This window comes from Chloroflexota bacterium (genome assembly GCA_020850535.1).
Classification (GTDB): domain Bacteria; phylum Chloroflexota; class UBA6077; order UBA6077; family JACCZL01; genus JADZEM01.
Window position 1 is genome coordinate 22,519 of record JADZEM010000048.1, and the last position, 16,146, is coordinate 38,664.

The window sequence follows — 16,146 nt, forward strand, 5'->3', positions numbered from 1 at the left end:
GTGCTACTCTCCGACCGGCGCCGATGGCTGCTCGGCGTCAGCCTTCGACGGCTCGCTGGCCTTCTCCGCTGCCGACTCGGCGGCCTCGCGGGCGCGCGTCCGCGCGGCCATGACGCGCCGCTCGGCAGGCTGCGGATCGCCAAACTCGCGCGCCGCCTGGAGCATCCCGCCCAGGATGAAGCCGCCTGATGCGAAGACCGTCCACCAGCCGTTCATGGCGATCATCGGACCGATGGCGCGGTCGAAGCCGTAGCCGACGACGCCCAGCACAAGGCCGCCGACCAACATCGCGAGGATCACTCGCACCAGACTGAGGCTGTCGCCGGCGTCCCCGATCTTCATGGAGGCATCCTCTCGGCCAGTCGTCCGCGCGCCAGCGTGGCTGCGCGGACCGCTCTGGCAGATGGTACGGTCGGCCGGCGCCCGGCGGCCAGCAGTCCGATCGAAGTACCATGCCGTTGCTGCGATGGCAGCGTCGAGGTCGATGTGGCAGGCCGATTCCTCAAGCGAGCGCGCGACCGCATCGGCGGGGTGGCCGTCGGCGGCCTCCAGGCCCTCGGGGCGGCGTTGCCGGGCGTCCCGCACGTCGAGGGGATGTACGTGGGGCGGGTGCTCGGCGGCCCGTTGCGCGGCAAGCTCCTGGCGATGCCCACCCGCCAGCGCCCCAGCTACCTGCTCGGCACGTTTGAGCCGCAGGTCGTCCAGGCAATGCAGGCGCACGTGAGCCCCGGCGACGTTGCCTACGATATCGGCGCGAACGTCGGGTACCACACGCTGGTGCTGGCCGATCTGGTCGGCGCTGATGGGCAGGTGGTGGCGGTCGAGCCGTCGCCCACGGATCGCCCGGCCCTGGAGGCCACGCTCCGCCTCAACGGCCTCGGCGATGATCGGGTCCGCGTGGTGCCCACCGCCCTCGCCGAGCAGCCCGGCAGCGTCCAGTTCGCGACGTTCGGCTACAGCGGCATCGGCAGAATCGCCGGCGAGCGCGAGCCAGCCGACGCGACCATCCAGACGGTCCAGGCCACGACGCTCGACCACCTGGTGCTGAACGAAGGGTATCCGCCGCCGGACTTTCTGAAGCTTGACGTGGAGGGGGCCGAGCTACGCGTCTTGCTTGGCGGCATGCAGGTGCTGACGGCGTATCGCCCGGTCATCGTGTGCGAGGTCCGCTGGGCCGCCACCGACGGTCCGATCCGGACGCTGCTCGGCGCGCTCGGCTACGAGGCGGCAGTGCTCCACCGCGACGAGAGGATCGGCGACCTGCTGTTGAGTCTGGCACGGTAGTCGAAGTCTCCCTGAGCGTGGCATGTTGCCACGGCCCGCGATGACCTCACCCCCTGACCCGCTGCGCCCATCTGGACCCGGTTCACGCCTACGCCGCACGGTCCTCGACGGCGAAGCCCGGGGCCAATCTGCAACCGTTCCCTGCCGCTGGCGGAAAACCCCGCCCCGAGCGATGTCCCGAGCATCACCACGGCCGCGTGTGGCTCTACTTGCCGCCGCGCGCCAGCGTCGGGCTGGCGCCGATCAGGCTGATGAACACGTCTTCGAGGCTTGGCTCGATCTGCTGCACGGACCGCACGGCGATACCCTCGCTCGTCAGCAGCGCCGCCAGCCCATTCGGCGTCAGGATGGTCTCGTCCAGCAGCACGTGGACATCCACGCCGTGCAGCGCCACATCCCGTACGCCCGGTCGATCCTCCAGCCGCTGGACCGCCTCGAACGGCGCGCCGCACACCACGTTGACCAGTGTGCCCTGCAAGGAGTTGTGCTTCAGATCGGCGGGGGTTGCCAGCGCTCGCAGCACGCCGTTGTGGATCATCCCGATGCGGGTGGCGTGCTCGGCCTCGTCCAGGTAGTGGGTCGTCACGAAGATGGTCACGCCGCTCTCGGCCAGCCCGTGGATCATCGTCCAGAAGCGCCGCCGCGAGACCGGGTCCACGCCAGCCGTCGGCTCGTCCAGGAACAGCAGGCGCGGCTGATGGACGATGGCGCACCCGAGCGCCAGCCGCTGCTTCCAGCCGCCCGAGAGCTGCCCGCTCAACTGCTGCTCGCGGCCCTCCAGCCCGGCCATCGCGATCAGGTCGTCGATCCGTTGGCGGCGCTCGCGGGCCGGCACCTCGTAGACGCCGGCGTAGAACTCCAGGTTCTCGCGGACGGACAGCTCTTCATACAGGGCGAAGCGCTGGCTCATGTAGCCGATGCTCTGCTTGATGCGCTCGCCGTCCCGCGCGATGTCGAACCCGAGTACCCGGCCGCGCCCGCCGCTCGGCGTCAGGATGCCGCACAGCATGCGGATCGTCGTGCTCTTGCCGGAGCCGTTCGGCCCCAGGAACGCGAAGACCTCGCCCTCGTACACCGAGAACGTCACATCGCTGACGGCCAGGCGTTCCCCGAAGCGGCGTGTGAGTCCCTGCACCTCGATGATCGGCGGCTGATCTGCCATCAATCGTGCCTCAGCCGACGCGCTTCTGGAAGCGCATGGCGCTCAGGGTGAAGACGGTCACGCTGAGGATGGCCAGCGGGAGCGCGCTCGTCCAGAGCACGTCGAAGCCGACCCCCTTGAGGATGATGCCTCGCAGGATCTGGAGATACCACGTCAGCGGGATGACCTGACCCAACTGCTGCACGATCCACGGCATCGTCTCACGGGGGAACACGAACCCCGAGAGCAGGACTGTCGGCAGCAGGATGAAGATCGCCAACTGCATCGCCTGCCCCTGCGTCTGCGAGACGGTCGAGATCAGCAGGCCCAGCCCGAGCGATCCGATCAGGAACAGCACCGAGAGCGCCGCCAGCAGGGGCAGGCTGCCGGCCACTTCGACGCCGAACAGTACCCAGCCGGCGGCCAGCGCCACCGTGGCCCCGATGAACGCGATGCCGGTGTAGGGCAGCAGCTTGCCGAGCATCAGCTCCCAGGGGCGGATCGGCGTCACGATGAGCTGCTCCAGCGTGCCGCGCTCACGCTCGCGGACCACCGCGAACGCCGTCAGGATGAGCGTCTGGAACTGCATGATCATGCCGATGATGCCGGGGATCATGAAGTTGGCGCTCAGCATGCTCGGGTTGTAGAGCACCACGGGCCGCATCTCGACGCCGCCCGCGCCGCTGCGCCGGCCCAGCCGCTCGATCGTGCTGGCGTTGATGCTGGCCGACTGCGCCTGGCTGACCATGCCGGCCGCCATCAGGGCCGTCTGCGCGACGTTCGGGTCTGAGCCGTCCACCAGTACTTGCACCTGCCCGACCCGCCCGCCCAGCACGTCGTCGCCGAAGCGCGGCGGGATCAGCAGCGCGACCTTCGCCCGGCCGCCGTCGATGGCCGCCACGGCCTCGTTGCGGGTCAGCGCGGACCCGACGATGTCGAAGTAGGTGCTGTTCTGGAAGGCGGCGATCAGCGCCCGGCTGTCGGGGTCGCGGGCCTCGTCGTAGACGACCGTCGGGAGGTGATCGACGACGGTGTTGATGGCGTAGCCGAGCAGCAGCAACTGCATGACCGGCAGCACCAACACGATGGCCAGCGTCCGCCGATCCCGCCGGATCTGCAACAGCTCTTTCTGGATGATGGCCGCGATCCGCGAGCCCATTGAATCGACCTCGTCTTGTTTCACGTTGGCGCGTAAAGGCGTCCCGACGGCCAGATGGAGCCTCCACCCTCTCCGCGCCGGAACTGGGCAGGGGGTGAGGTCTCGTTAGCTCAGCGGCTCGAAGGTCGCATCGGCCGGCATCCCGGGCTTGAGGGCGCCGTCCGGGTTCTCGACGCGGATCTTCACGCCAAAGACGAGGTTCAGGCGGTCGCGCTGGGTCTGGACGTTGCGCGGCGTGAACTCGGCCTGCTGCTTCGTGGAGGTGACCACGCCGGAGAACGTCCGGGCTGGGAACGGATCGGCGGTGACGGCGACGCGCTGGCCGACGCGCACCTTGCCGAGGTCGCGCTCCAGGACGTAGGCCGTCAGATCGAGCGTCGAGAGGTCGGCCACGGCCAGGACGGTCTGCCCGGGCGCGACGACCTCGCCGGTGTGGAGCGGCACGCGGGTCACGACGCCCGAGATCGGCGTGCGGAGCTGAAACTTCTCGGCCTGGATCACCAGCTGCTGCTGGTTGGCGGCGTCCACCTGCCGAATCTGCAGCTGTACCAGCGAGTCGTCCAGCCGGACCAGCGATTGCCCGGCCTGCACCGTGTCGCCCTCGCGCGCCAACCCGAGGATGCGTCCGCTCACCTCCGAGGAGACCAGCACCTCGTCAGCTTCCAGCGTCCCGGATGCCGTCATCATGCCGTTCGGGGCGGCCGTGAGGCGGGTCGTCCAGATCCACCAGCCTGCGCCGACCACCGCCGCCAGCAACGCGAGGGCAACCAGCAGGCGCGGCGGGCCGTGCTGCTGGGGCGGCGGTGGTGGCAGCTCCTCGTGGGAGGCGTGGCCGTTGATGCGCGGCAGCGCCGGGTGGCTGGCCGCGCGCTCGGGTGGCACGTCGGCCGGCGCGGTCGACGGGTTCGCGGGCGTAGGGTTGGGGGAGACGGTCTGCATCGTTCAGCCTCCCGGAGGCACGGCCAGCACGCCGCGCACCATGATCCTGGCGTATTCGCGAAGAGTGGCGTCGTCGTCGGGGTCCAACAGGTCGTCGAAGGCTGGCCGCAGCAGCCCGAGCAGGAGCAACATGCCGATGAACGCCTGCGCCCGCGCGCGCGCCGAGCCTCCGCGGAGTGTCCCGCTCGCGGCGTGCCGCTCGAAGAGGGCCGTCAGCATCGGGAAGAAACGGCCGATGGTGTGGGTGCGGGCGAGGCGCGCCACGTCCGGGTGAATGCCTGTCTCGAAGAGGATCAGCCGCAGCACGGCCCGCCGCCGCGCCATGAAGCCGAGGCCGGCCTGCGCGATCCGCAGCAGCTGCCCTTCCAGGTCGGCGTCGTCGTGCGTCGCGCGCACCATCTCGGATTCGATGGCCGGAAGCACCGGCATGTACTCGGCGATGCCGGCGATCAGCTCATCCTTGTTCTTGAAGTGCCAGTGCAGCCCGGAGAGGGTCAGGCCGGCCCGCGTGGCGATCTCCTGGAGGCTGGCGGCGTGCAACCCTCGCTCTCCGAAGACGTCGAGGGCCGCTTCGAGGATGCGAGCGCGTGGGTCGGCCAGAAACGCTCCGCCGCCACGGTCTGTGACGGCCGTCTGGAGTAGCGCCGTCTTGTCGCCGAAGTAGCGGTAGACGGTGGCGCGGCTGACGTGGGCCTCGGCGGCCACCTCGCCAATCGTGACGGTGCGACGCCCGCCCTCGCGCTCGGCGAGCGCACGGGTCGCTTCGAGAATGCGGTCACGCGGATGGACGCCCATGAGACTATCCTACACGCGCCATACAGTACTGTCTGTACCGGAACGTCCCGTCTTCGGTAGGACAGTCGCCCTGCCGTCAGCTTGCGGCGCGGCGATCCCGCAGCAGCCCGTGCTTGGGCGAGGGTAGCTGCATCGTGCTGCGGGCCAGCAGCGCCCCGAGCGCGTCGCCGGTCAGCGGCCGCGAGAGCAGGTACCCCTGGCCGTGGTTGCAGCCGAGGCTCCGCAGGCTCGCCAGTTGCTCCAGCGTCTCGATGCCCTCGGCGGTCACCGTCAGGTTCAGGCTCTGCGCCAGCGCGATCACGCCCCGCACGATGGCCGAGTCCTGGTCGTCCTGGCCCAGGCCGCGCACGAACGACTGGTCGATCTTCAGTACGCTGACCGGGAAGCGCTTCAGGTAGCCGAGCGAGGAGTAGCCGGTCCCGAAGTCGTCGATGGCGAGGCTGATGCCGATGTCGCGCAGCTTGACCATCAGCTCACGAGCGCCGTCGGCGTCCGTCATCACCGCGCCCTCGGTGATCTCCAGCTCCAGCCGCTCGGGGTCGAGGCCGGTCTCGATCAGGATGTGTGAGATGTCCTCCAGCAACGACGGGTGCTGGAACTGGCGCGGCGAGAGGTTGACGCTCATCACCAGGTTCGGGGCGCTCGGGAACTCGCGCTGCCAGATGCGCGCCTGCCGGCAGGCCTCGCGCAGCACCCACTGGCCGATGGGCACGATCAAGCCCGTCTCTTCCGCCACGGGGATGAAGTCCACCGGCGAGACGAGTCCACGCTCGGGGTGCTGCCAGCGCACCAGCGTCTCGACGCGGTCGATGCCCATCGACTCCAGCGACATGATCGGCTGGTACATCAGCCGCAGCTCGCGACGCTCCACGGCGCGGCGCAGCGCCGTCTCCAGCTCCAGCCGCTTCATAGCCTGGATGTTCATCTCGCGGTCGAACACGACGTAGCGGGCGCGGCCCTTGCTCTTGGCCCGGTACATCGCAAGGTCGGCGTTGCGCAGGAGATCGGCGGCCGTCATCGCGCCCGGCCCGCTCAGGGCGATGCCGACGCTTCCCGTCGAGAACACCTCGTGCCCGAAGACGGAGAACGGGAGCCGCAGCTTGAAGGCGATGCGCCGCGCCACCTCTTCCGCGCTGTCGAGGCCGACGACGTCCTCCATCAGGATCGTGAACTCGTCGCCGCCCAGGCGCGCCACCGTGTCCTCGGTGCGGACGCATTCGAGCAGCCGCTGCGCTGCTTCGATCAGCAGGTGATCGCCGGCCTGGTGCCCCAGGCTGTCGTTCACGATCTTGAAGTTGTCCAGGTCGAGGAAGAGGATCGCGACGGCCTGATCTCGGCGCCCGGCGCGCAGCAGGGCGTGCCCCAGACGATCCATGAACAGCGCCCGGTTGGGCAGCGCGGTCAGCGGGTCGTGGAACGCCTGGTAGGCCAGTTGCTCCTGCAACGCGAGTCGGTCCCCAACGTCGCGGCTGTTGAGCACCAGCCCGGCGACGTGTGGGTCGGCCAGCAGGTTGTTCCCCGTCGTCTCGGTGTGGACCCAGGTGCCGTCAGCGTGCCGCAGACGCCACTCGATGCGGGGCGTCGCGTCAGGGGCGCTCTGGACCTCGTCCAGGAAGGCGTCGAGGCGTGGGGCGTCATCCGGGTGCAGCAGATCGACGAGCTTCGTGCCGATCAACGCGGCGTCGCCGTAGCCGAGCACGCGCTCGCCGGATGCGCTCTGGTACTGGATGATGCCGTCCGGCTGGACGATCATGATGACGTCTGACGAGTTCTGGACCAGCGACCGGAACCTCGCCTCACTGCGCTGTACCAGCTGATCCTCGCGGAACGCCGCGCTGTCGAGCGCGAGGGCCACGTCTGCGCCGAGCTTGGCGAGGCCGGCCGCGCACTCGTCGCTCAGGGTGTCGTCGGACTCCAGCACGATCATCGTCAGCTTGCCGCGCCGCATCCGCAGGGTGGTCAGCAGGATCGTCCCGAGCTTCGGCCGGAACCCGAGCATGGCGATGGCGGTGGTGATGCCGACGTCGGCGGACGTGAACCGGTGCTGCTGAAGCTCCAGGCCCACCCCGTCCAACACGTCACCGAAGTTCATCCGTGCGTCAAGCGTCTCGTTTGCGCCGTCACCGTGCGCCGCCACGACGGCCATCCGCCTGAGAGGGCCAGTCGCGATCGTCGCGCGGACATGCCCCGGCTGCCGGGCCAGCGCTACCGCCGACTTGACGGCGATCTGGAAGACTTTGTCCACGTCCGTGGCCGCGACCAGCGCCGTGGCGGTTCGTGTGAGCAGTTGATCCTGAATCGACTTCTGCTCGGCCGCGGACAGCGCGGCGTCCTCGATCACGTACAGCCGTTCCAGCTCCGCCCCGACCTCGTCGGCCACCTCAGTCAGTTGCTGGAGGTCGCCGGTGGCTGTGCGCAGAGCCTGGTCGTCGGTGCGTCGGCGCATCGTGCTGAGGAGCTTGCCCACGGACCGGCGCATCGGCTCGTCAACCGCCGAGACCGTCCAGCCATGCAGGAGAAGGCTCAGGATCCCCGCGAAGCCGATCAGGATCGCGAGCGTCCGGAGCCGCCGGCGCGTCCCGTCGTTGCTGGGCGTGGAGAGCGTCTCGATGCTGGCATCGACGCGCTGGCGCAGGAGGGTCAGCGCGGCGTGCGTTGAACGGAGGGCGCCCGCATCATCGGGTCGGAGGCGGTGGGCGTCATAGGCGGCGATGAGCAGACGAAGATCGGGCTGGTAGTACTCCGTCACCATGCGGACCGCCTCGGGCGACACATCGAGATCGGCGTGGCCGACGCCCGCCCGAAGATGGGCGAAGATGCTCTGGATGGCGGCGATCTGCGTCGCATCGTTCTGGCTGAGCGACCGTTCCCGCTGCTCGGCTGCCAGCGACGACTGTACGTCGTCCAGGTGCTCCTTCCAGTCCTGGTGCAGGGCCAGGAGATGCTCGCGGGTGTAGTGCTCCTCAAGAGTCGAGTAGCCGAGCCAGCCCACCAGGAAGACGAGTGCTGCCAGGGCCATCGGCGTGATCCCGAGCGCGCGCGTGGCGGTTCGGGGCGTCAAGAACGCGCGCAGGGCCGGCCACGGTCCGTCTCCGAGACTCGGCAGGATGGAGAGTACCCCGAACAGGAGCGCCATCAGCGGCTGCAGCAGCAGCAGGTCGAGCGGGCCGAGTGTCAGGGTGGTCACCGGGAGGATGCCGAGGCGCGGGGCGGGCAGGATCGGCAGATCGGCCGTGGCAGGCGCGGCCAGCAGGCCGGCCGGCCCGAGCAGGACGACGCCGGCCGTCAGGCTGGCCGCTGAGACGACTGCTGAGACCAGCCCGGCGACGACCAGCGCGGGCAGCGCCAGCGGCAAGGGCTGGCGACGCACGGCGAGCGGCCCCACCGCCAGGAGCGGCAGCAGCGCCAGCTCAGAGCCGAACTTCAGCGAGGGCAGCGCGGCAACGAGCAGCAGCATCAGCGCAACCGGTGCGCTGAGCACCAGTCCTATCCTGATCCCACGGGAAGCCCACGGCGGCAAGCCGCTCATTGTGCGGCCTTCCGCGCTGTATTCCAGCGCACACGTGCCACGCCCGACGTCCTATGCCCGTAGCTGTTCTAGTGAATCCAACGGTCCGGGCCGAGATTTCGAGGACATTGCAACGCAGTCTCGGGGCGCACAGCCTTACAGGAGTGGTGACATGGATGTGCCATGTCTGCGCGCGACCGATGAGCCTGTCCTACTCGACGCGTCCGTCCTGGCGGCGGCCCAACGCGCGTATGACGAGCAGGCCGAGCACGCTCCCGGCCGCCATCAGCCCGACCATGCCGCCGAGCCCCCACCAGATCGACCTCTGATCGACGGGCGGCGCGTCCGTCTCGGGGAGGATGCGCGGTGGCTCGGCAGGGTGGACGTTGTCCTGGACGTAGCGGCGGAACCGCTCCACCAGCGGATCGGCGGGGCTGTCGCCAAAGACGGCGCCCTGGACGTTCGAGGTCTTCAGCTCGCCGTTCACGGTCTTGAAGACCACCAGGCCGTACCGCCCGGTCGGATCGACGTCGAGCGCGCCGCAGGCTCCGCTGCTGCCGGCCCAGACGCCCCCGCCGATGCCGGCTGAGTTGGCGACGTAGCTGGCCGCGTCGACAAAGTCGATCCGCGCGGGCACGGCGCCCTTCCAGGCTCGCTGGACCCGCATGGTCACGCGGACCGGCAGGAAGCTGTCCTGCGTGCTCGACTCGCCGATCTCGACGTTCTCGACCCAGCCCTCGACGATCACGTCGTTCTGGTTGATGTGGTAGCCGGGGACCGGCGAGCAGGCATCCGCGCGCGTCGACGCACCGAGAAAGAGCAGAGCGGCGAGCACTGCCACTGGGAGGTATTGGCGTGCTTGCCGTCGGCTCATGGGCGAGCGACCCCCAGGGCTGACAACTCAGGTCGAGAGTCTCTGGGGGCGCGACTCGTGCGCTCAAGGACTCACAGCCTGAGGCTTTCGGGCGACAAGCGGCTGTCGCTCGGTCATGCTCTACGAGGCGGCGCTACTTGCGGATCTGGCCGTTGCCGATCAGCACCCACTTGTACGAGGTCAGCTCCTCCACGCCCATCGGGCCGCGCGCGTGGAGCTTGTCCGTGCTGATGCCGATCTCGGCGCCCAGGCCGACCTGCCCGCCGTCCGCCATGCGCGTCGAGGCGTTCCAGAGCACCGACGCCGAATCGACCTCGTGGAGGAAGCGGCGCGCGGCCGCCTCATCCGCCGAGACGATGGTGTCCGTGTGGTGGGAGCTGTAGCGGTTGATGTGGTCGATGGCCTCGCCGACGCCGGAGACCACCTTCACGCCCATAATCAGGTCGAGATACTCCTCGGACCAGTCAGCCTCGGAGGCCGCGTGCATGGTGGGCACGACTTGCCGCGAGGCATCGTCGCCGCGCAGCTCGACCATGTTCAGCCGCTGGGCCACGCGGGGCAGGAACTGGGCCGCGACGGACTGGTGGACCAGCAGGTGCTCGGAGGCGTTGCAGACGGCCGGCCGCTGCACCTTCGAGTTGAAGACGATCTCCTCGGCCATGTCCAGGTCAGCCGTCTCGTCCACGTAGACGTAGCAGACGCCCTTGTAATGCTTGAGGACGGGGATGGTGCTGTGCTGGGCGACCGTCCGGATCAGAGCCTCGCCGCCGCGCGGGATGACCAGATCGATCAGGTCGCTCAGGCCAAGCAGCTCGTTGACCGAGGCGTGGTCGTAAAAGGGGACCGTCTGGATGGCGTCGGCGGGCAGCCCCTCGCTGGTCAGCCCTTCCGAGAGGACGGCCACAATCGCCCCGTTCGACTCTTTTGCCTCAGATCCCCCCCGCAGGATGATGGCGTTGGACGCCTTGAGGCAGATCGCGGCGGCGTCGGCGGTCGTGTTCGGGCGAGCCTCGTAGATGAAGAGGATCACGCCGAGCGGCACGCGCACGCGCTCGACGTGCAGGCCGGACTCGACGGTCATCTCGGAGAACGCCTTGCCGATCGGGTCTGGCAAGGCCGCGACAGATTCCAGGCCAGCCGCCATGTCGCGCAGGCGGGCCTCGGTGAGGGTCAGCCGGTCCACCTTGGCGCTGCCCATGCCGTTCGCCTTCGCGGCGGCCACGTCGCGGGCGTTCGCTTCCAGAATCCGGTCCTGCTGCTCGATCAGCCCTCGGGCCATCGCCTGGATGGCACGGGTCTTCTGCTCCGGGGTGCAGCTCCGGAGCGCGACGGCGGCATCTCGGGCGCGCTCTGCCAACTGGCGGATGGTGATAGTCGCGTGCAGCTCGATCATGCTCGCTCCAGACTCAGAGGCGCACCATGTTGTTCCGGTGGATGACCTCGTCGAAGATTTTACCGTCCAGCAGGCCCGCGATCTCCGAAGATTGTTTGCCCATGATCTGGCGTACCTGTTCGGCGGAGTAGTTGGTCAACCCTTTGGCGATCCGCCGGCCCCCATGCGTCACGACGACGGGGTCACCCTCGGTGAACGCGCCGTCGCAGCCGACGATGCCGGCCGGCAGCAGGCTGCGGCCCTGCTGTTCGAGGGCTCGGGCCGCGCCCGCGTCCACCTCCAGCGTGCCCATCTCGTTCGTGGCGTGGGCGATCCAGCGCTTGCGGTGATCCATGCGGTCGCCGCGCGGCCGGAAGATGGTGCCGTTCACGTCGCCGCGCAGGATGTCGAGCAGCGAGGCCTTCTTGCCGTCCACGACGACGAGCATCCCGCCGACGCTGGTGACGATCTTCGCCGCGCGGACCTTGGTCATCATGCCGCCGACGCCGACCGCCGAATCGGTGGGGGCGGCCAGCGCCTCGATCTCCGGCGTGACCTCGTCCACGATGGGGATCCGGCGGGCGGATGGATCGCGGCTGGGATTGGCAGTGTACAGGCCGTCCACATCCGAGAGGATGACGGTCAGCGTGGCGTCCACCACGTTCGAGACGAATGCGCCGAGGGTGTCGTTGTCCCCGAAGCGGATCTCGTCCACCGAGATGCTGTCGTTCTCGTTGATGACGGGCAGCACCTTGCGGTCGTGCAGGGCGGCCAGCATGTTACGGAGGTTCAGGTAGCGCCGCCGGTCCTGGAAATCGTCGTGGGTGAGCAGCAACTGGGCCACCACGTAGCCGCGCCGGGCCAGGATCTCGTTGTAGGCCTGCATCAGCAGGCTCTGGCCGACGGCGGCGCAGGCCTGCAGGTCCGGGATGGTGACCGGGCGCTTCTTGAAGCCGAGCGGCGCCAGCCCGGCGGCGATGGCCCCTGACGAGACGAAGATGACCCGATGTCCCTGCTCGCGCGCGTCGATCATCTCGTTGAGAAGGCGCTCGATGTTCGGGCGATCCAGGGCCGCGGTGCCCGAAAGCAGATTGCTGCTGCCGGCTTTGACGACGATCGTGTGCCTGCTCATGACAGCGTTGGTTGTAGCACGCAGGGACATCATCTTCAGCACACCGGGGCGTGTACCGCACCGAACAGTCACGGCGGCAGATTGCTGCTACGATGGCCGCCACTGACGCACCGTGTGAGGGTGGAGGATACTCGTGGCTGCTTACATCATCGCCGAGGTCGCCGTGACCGACCCAGCGGGCTACGAAGCGTACAAGAACGCCGTCGAGGCGACCATCGCCCAGTACGGCGGGCGCTACACGGTGCGCGGCGGGCAGGCCGAAGCGCTGGAGGGCGATGCACCGCGCGGTCGGCTGGTGGTGCTGGAGTTCGACAGCTACGAGCAGGCGAAGGCGTGGTACGACTCGCCGGAGAACCGTGAGGTCAAGAAGATCCGCCACGCGACGGCGACCAGCCGCCTGCTGCTGGTGGACGGCTATACCGTCTAGCAGAACCGCACATGGGGGTGGTCCGGCGCGGGGTAGCGCACGGCGCTGGCGCATGCGTCGAGCCTCCCAGTAGGCGTACGGGTGTCGTTCTTGCAAACGGAGGTGCTTCGGTGAGTGGCGACGTTCGTGGCGGCGTTCCGTTCTACGACCGAGCGTACGAGGGGTTCGAGCTTGATGCGCGGGCGCGTGTTCGTCAGGCGACGTACGGCGAGGATCTCGGGCAGAATAGCTGGCTCACCGCGGAGGAGTGGCGGACGTTCGCAGGTTGGCTGGGCATTGGTACGGGGACGCGTGTCCTGGACGTGGCTTGCGGCTCGGGAGGTCCGGCCCTCTACTTCTCGCGGGGACTCGGGGCCGACATCACCGGAGTGGATCACAATCCAGCAGGTGTGGCGGCGGCCACTCGTCAGGCAGAACAGCAGGGACTGACCGAGCGGGCGCGGTTCACGGTGGCGGACGCTTCGCAGCGGCTGCCTTTCGAGGACGGACGATTTGATGCTGTGGTGTGCATCGATGCCATCAGCCACCTGCCTGGACGCCTGGATGTCCTCCGGGATTGGAGGCGTCTTCTCAAGCCAGGAGGGCGACTTCTCTTCACGAATCCGATCACCATCACCGGGCTGTTGACAAAGGAGGAGATGGAGATCCGCAGCTCCATCGGGTTCTTCTTGTTTGCCGCGCCCGGTGTGGACGAGCGGCTGCTACGAGAAACCGACTTCGACGTGCTGCGGGTGGAAGACACAACGATGCAGATGGCAACGGTGGCGAAGCGGTGGCTCGACGCGCGTGCCGTCGATCGTAAGGATCTGCTGGCAGATGAGGGGCCGGAGACCTACGAGAGTACCCAGCGGTTCCTGACGGTGGCGCACACCATTGCGGCTGAGGGACGGCTCTCGCGCTTCGCCTTCCTGGCCCAGAAGCCCGGGTGAGGGCTGCGATCAGTCGTCCTCGAGCATCCCGCCGCCGACCTGGGGCGCTTCGGCGAGTCCGGCTCGCAACTGCCGGATGACTGCGGCTGCCTCGCGCAGTGCGTCCTGCACGATAGTCTGGAGGGTGGGTACAGTGTCATCGTAGTCGCACTGATTGCGCCAGTGCCGCGGGAGATGCAATCGCCCGGCAACCCGTCGCCGCCGGCTTGCACGGAAGTCCGGTACGAGCCGCCCGTGGTCACTTGCTGTGCCGGTCGTCAGAAACCCTAAATGCCGCACGGCATAGTGGCGTGCGTGGCCGAACGCCGCGTAGTATGCTCGTCCGACCACAGCACAAAGTGCCGCTTCAGATCCGGTCAGTCGGATCGGGCTGCCGGCTGCGCTATCACGTAGCGCCTCCGCCTGATCGAGGTTGTCTCGCCAATCGAACACTGGCAGCTACGACGCCGGGTGATAGTCCGTGGCAATGAGCACTGACGCATCGTCCTCTGCGCTTCGATCTTCGAACCGTTCGGCTATGCGATGAATGCGTTCCATGATGCTGTGTTCGTACTCTGGCAGGCGCACGTAGCAGACGAGGTAGTGGTCGTCGATCTCTGGGTCGTCGTGGACGTCGAGGACGACCTGGGACGCCTCGCCGGCTGTGCGTGTCAATTGTCATCGGAACGCCCCCGTACTCCAGGGCGATTGCACATTGGGCGGGTCGCGCAGCGTCGTCGGGGCTTGATGAAGATAGACGAAATACCCACGTATTCCATCCGTCACTCTGGAGGCCCTCACCCCCGACTGCTCGTTTCATGGCGTTGCGGGAACATCAACTGTGACGGATCGAAGCGTTTCCATCCTGGGTGGGCTGCGGTATACTCTTGCTAGACAATTTCTGAGTAGTCAGGTCGGATTGTGACCAGCCAGCCGCTTCCTCTCACCTCCCCTCCCTCCTGGGGCCACACGGCGTCGGCGTCCTCCGTGACGTCTGGCACGCTGCCCGATTTCGGCGGCGACCGGCTGGTGGACAGCTTCGGGCGTGCCATCGAGGACATGCGGATCTCGATCACGGACCGTTGCAATTTCCGCTGCACCTACTGCATGCCCGAAGAGGGGATGACCTGGCTGGCGAACGAGCGGCTGCTCTCCTTTGAGGAGATCGGGCGGCTCTCACGGATCGCGGTGGCGCTCGGTGTCCGCGAGCTTCGGCTGACCGGCGGCGAGCCGACCCTTCGTCCGAACCTGCCCGAGCTGGTGCGAGACCTCGCGCAGATCGAGGGCACCTCCAGCCTGAGCCTCACCACCAACGGCTTCCTGCTCAAGAAGCTCGCCGGGCCGCTGGCCGAGGCCGGCCTCACCCGCATCAACGTCAGCCTCGACACGCTCAAGCACGACAAGTTCCACTGGATCACGCGGCGGAACGCCCTGACGCCGGTCCTGGAAGGCCTGGCCGAGTTGGAGAAGCATCCGACGATCCGCCCCATCAAGATCAACGCCGTGGGCATGCGCCACTTCAGCGAAGATGAGATCGTCGATTTCGCGAAGTGGGCGCGGAAGACCGGCTACGTGGTTCGCTGGATCGAGTTCATGCCCCTGGACGCCGATGGCAACTGGGAGCGGGATCGCGTGCTGACCGGCCCCGAGATCCGCGAGGTCATCGAACGGGACTTCATGCCGCTGGTCCCCATCCACGCCGAGGCATCCTCCACGTCGCAGCGGTTCACCTTCGCGGACGGCGTCGGAGAGATCGGCTTCATCAACCCGGTCAGCGAGCCGTTCTGCGCGACCTGCAACCGCATCCGCCTGACGGCCGACGGTCAGCTACGGACCTGCCTCTTCTCCATTGACGAGTGGGACTTGCGGGAGCCATTGCGGGGTGGCGCATCAGACCGCGAGCTTGCCGACATCTTCCTGGGGGCCGTCGCCCACAAGGAGAAGAAGCACCAGATCAACGAGGGCGAACAGTTCCAGCGCGCCTCGCGGAGCATGTCGCAGATCGGCGGCTGACCTCGGCCGATCTCGCCCAATGTGGCGCTGTTGATCTTCTGCCCTTGATGGCTGTCGCCCTGTGAAACGATGCAGAGGAGTCGCCCATGTGCCGAAACATCCGCACCCTCTTCAACTTCGAGCCGGTGGTCACGCCGGACGAGATCCAGGCCGCTTCGCTCCAGTACGTCCGCAAGATCAGCGGCTTCACGAAGCCGTCCCGTGCCAACGAGGCTGCCTTCAACGCCGCCGTTGAGGAGATTGCGCGCATCTCCACCCAACTGCTGCTGGCGCTGGAGTCCACCGCCGCACCGAAGAACCGCGAAGAGGAAGCAGCGAAGGCGAGGGCCCGCGTGGCCGAGCGCTACGCCAACTGAGGTGCCTGCACTGATCGGCGACCAGTGAGCGAGAAACGGCCGAGCGCTCAGCTAGAAGCCCGGCCGACAACCGGGCCTGATGTACGCGCTGGGCACCAGCGAGCGTTGCCGAGCGCGTGAGGTGGTTCTGGGCGAAGGGCAAGCGAGCGGAGGGTCGACGGGCCAGGTGAGGGCCAGAGCGCCGGTCCGCACGACCGGGAGCAGCCCCACGAGGCCAAGAAGCAGCCCAAGGGCAGCC

The 16,146-nt window shown here is 68.1% G+C and carries 15 protein-coding genes; 5 read left to right on the forward strand and 10 right to left on the reverse strand.

The features are described 5' to 3' along the window. Window positions 1-3 precede the first annotated feature (3 nt). Entirely contained in the window at window positions 4-342 is a 339-nt protein-coding gene (locus IT306_07610) for a hypothetical protein (GenBank protein MCC7368271.1), read from the reverse strand. A gap of 144 nt (window positions 343-486) precedes the next feature. On the opposite strand from IT306_07610, the gene IT306_07615 reads away from it, so the two are divergent. Then, window positions 487-1,284, forward strand: coding sequence for an FkbM family methyltransferase (locus IT306_07615; protein MCC7368272.1), 798 nt, complete (start codon window positions 487-489; stop codon window positions 1,282-1,284). A gap of 205 nt (window positions 1,285-1,489) precedes the next feature. Here the strand turns inward: IT306_07615 and IT306_07620 are convergent, their stop codons facing one another. From IT306_07620 to proB, 8 genes are all read right to left on the reverse strand, one after another. Continuing rightward, window positions 1,490-2,446: an ABC transporter ATP-binding protein gene (locus tag IT306_07620; GenBank protein ID MCC7368273.1), complete on the reverse strand. Its 957-nt coding sequence runs from the start codon at window positions 2,444-2,446 to the stop codon at window positions 1,490-1,492. A 10-nt stretch (window positions 2,447-2,456) separates the two neighbouring features. After that, window positions 2,457-3,584: an ABC transporter permease gene (locus IT306_07625; GenBank protein ID MCC7368274.1), complete on the reverse strand. Its 1,128-nt coding sequence runs from the start codon at window positions 3,582-3,584 to the stop codon at window positions 2,457-2,459. Window positions 3,585-3,689: 105 nt separating this feature from the next. Next, window positions 3,690-4,523 (reverse strand): efflux RND transporter periplasmic adaptor subunit, encoded by an 834-nt coding sequence (locus tag IT306_07630; GenBank protein MCC7368275.1) that lies wholly within the window; start codon window positions 4,521-4,523, stop codon window positions 3,690-3,692. 3 nt (window positions 4,524-4,526) lie between these two features. Then, window positions 4,527-5,318, reverse strand: a complete 792-nt coding sequence (locus IT306_07635) for a TetR family transcriptional regulator (protein ID MCC7368276.1) — start codon at window positions 5,316-5,318, stop codon at window positions 4,527-4,529. Between the two features lie 76 nt (window positions 5,319-5,394). Then, complete coding sequence (locus IT306_07640) at window positions 5,395-7,245, reverse strand: EAL domain-containing protein (protein ID MCC7368277.1); 1,851 nt, start codon at window positions 7,243-7,245, stop codon at window positions 5,395-5,397. Between the two features lie 1,792 nt (window positions 7,246-9,037). Next, on the reverse strand, window positions 9,038-9,661 hold the full coding sequence (locus IT306_07645; GenBank protein ID MCC7368278.1) for a hypothetical protein: 624 nt from the start codon (window positions 9,659-9,661) through the stop codon (window positions 9,038-9,040). Between the two features lie 172 nt (window positions 9,662-9,833). Continuing rightward, on the reverse strand, window positions 9,834-11,093 hold the full coding sequence (locus tag IT306_07650) for a glutamate-5-semialdehyde dehydrogenase (GenBank protein MCC7368279.1): 1,260 nt from the start codon (window positions 11,091-11,093) through the stop codon (window positions 9,834-9,836). Between the two features lie 13 nt (window positions 11,094-11,106). Next, window positions 11,107-12,204: a glutamate 5-kinase gene (proB, locus tag IT306_07655; GenBank protein ID MCC7368280.1), complete on the reverse strand. Its 1,098-nt coding sequence runs from the start codon at window positions 12,202-12,204 to the stop codon at window positions 11,107-11,109. 133 nt (window positions 12,205-12,337) lie between these two features. On the opposite strand from proB, the gene IT306_07660 reads away from it, so the two are divergent. Beyond that, window positions 12,338-12,631 carry a DUF1330 domain-containing protein gene (locus tag IT306_07660; protein MCC7368281.1) on the forward strand — a complete coding sequence of 98 codons (294 nt, stop codon included), beginning with the start codon at window positions 12,338-12,340 and terminating at the stop codon, window positions 12,629-12,631. A gap of 110 nt (window positions 12,632-12,741) precedes the next feature. Then, on the forward strand, window positions 12,742-13,560 hold the full coding sequence (locus IT306_07665; protein MCC7368282.1) for a methyltransferase domain-containing protein: 819 nt from the start codon (window positions 12,742-12,744) through the stop codon (window positions 13,558-13,560). 438 nt (window positions 13,561-13,998) lie between these two features. On the opposite strand, the gene IT306_07670 is transcribed toward IT306_07665, so the two are convergent. Beyond that, a complete protein-coding gene (locus tag IT306_07670) occupies window positions 13,999-14,214 on the reverse strand; it encodes a hypothetical protein (GenBank protein MCC7368283.1) in 216 nt (71 codons plus the stop codon). Window positions 14,215-14,598: 384 nt separating this feature from the next. Here IT306_07670 and moaA point away from each other — a divergent pair, with 384 nt between their 5' ends. Both moaA and IT306_07680 read left to right on the forward strand, forming a co-directional pair. Continuing rightward, a complete protein-coding gene (gene moaA / locus IT306_07675) occupies window positions 14,599-15,552 on the forward strand; it encodes a GTP 3',8-cyclase MoaA (GenBank protein MCC7368284.1) in 954 nt (317 codons plus the stop codon). Between the two features lie 86 nt (window positions 15,553-15,638). Then, a complete protein-coding gene (locus tag IT306_07680; protein MCC7368285.1) occupies window positions 15,639-15,908 on the forward strand; it encodes a DUF2277 domain-containing protein in 270 nt (89 codons plus the stop codon). Window positions 15,909-16,146 lie beyond the last annotated feature (238 nt).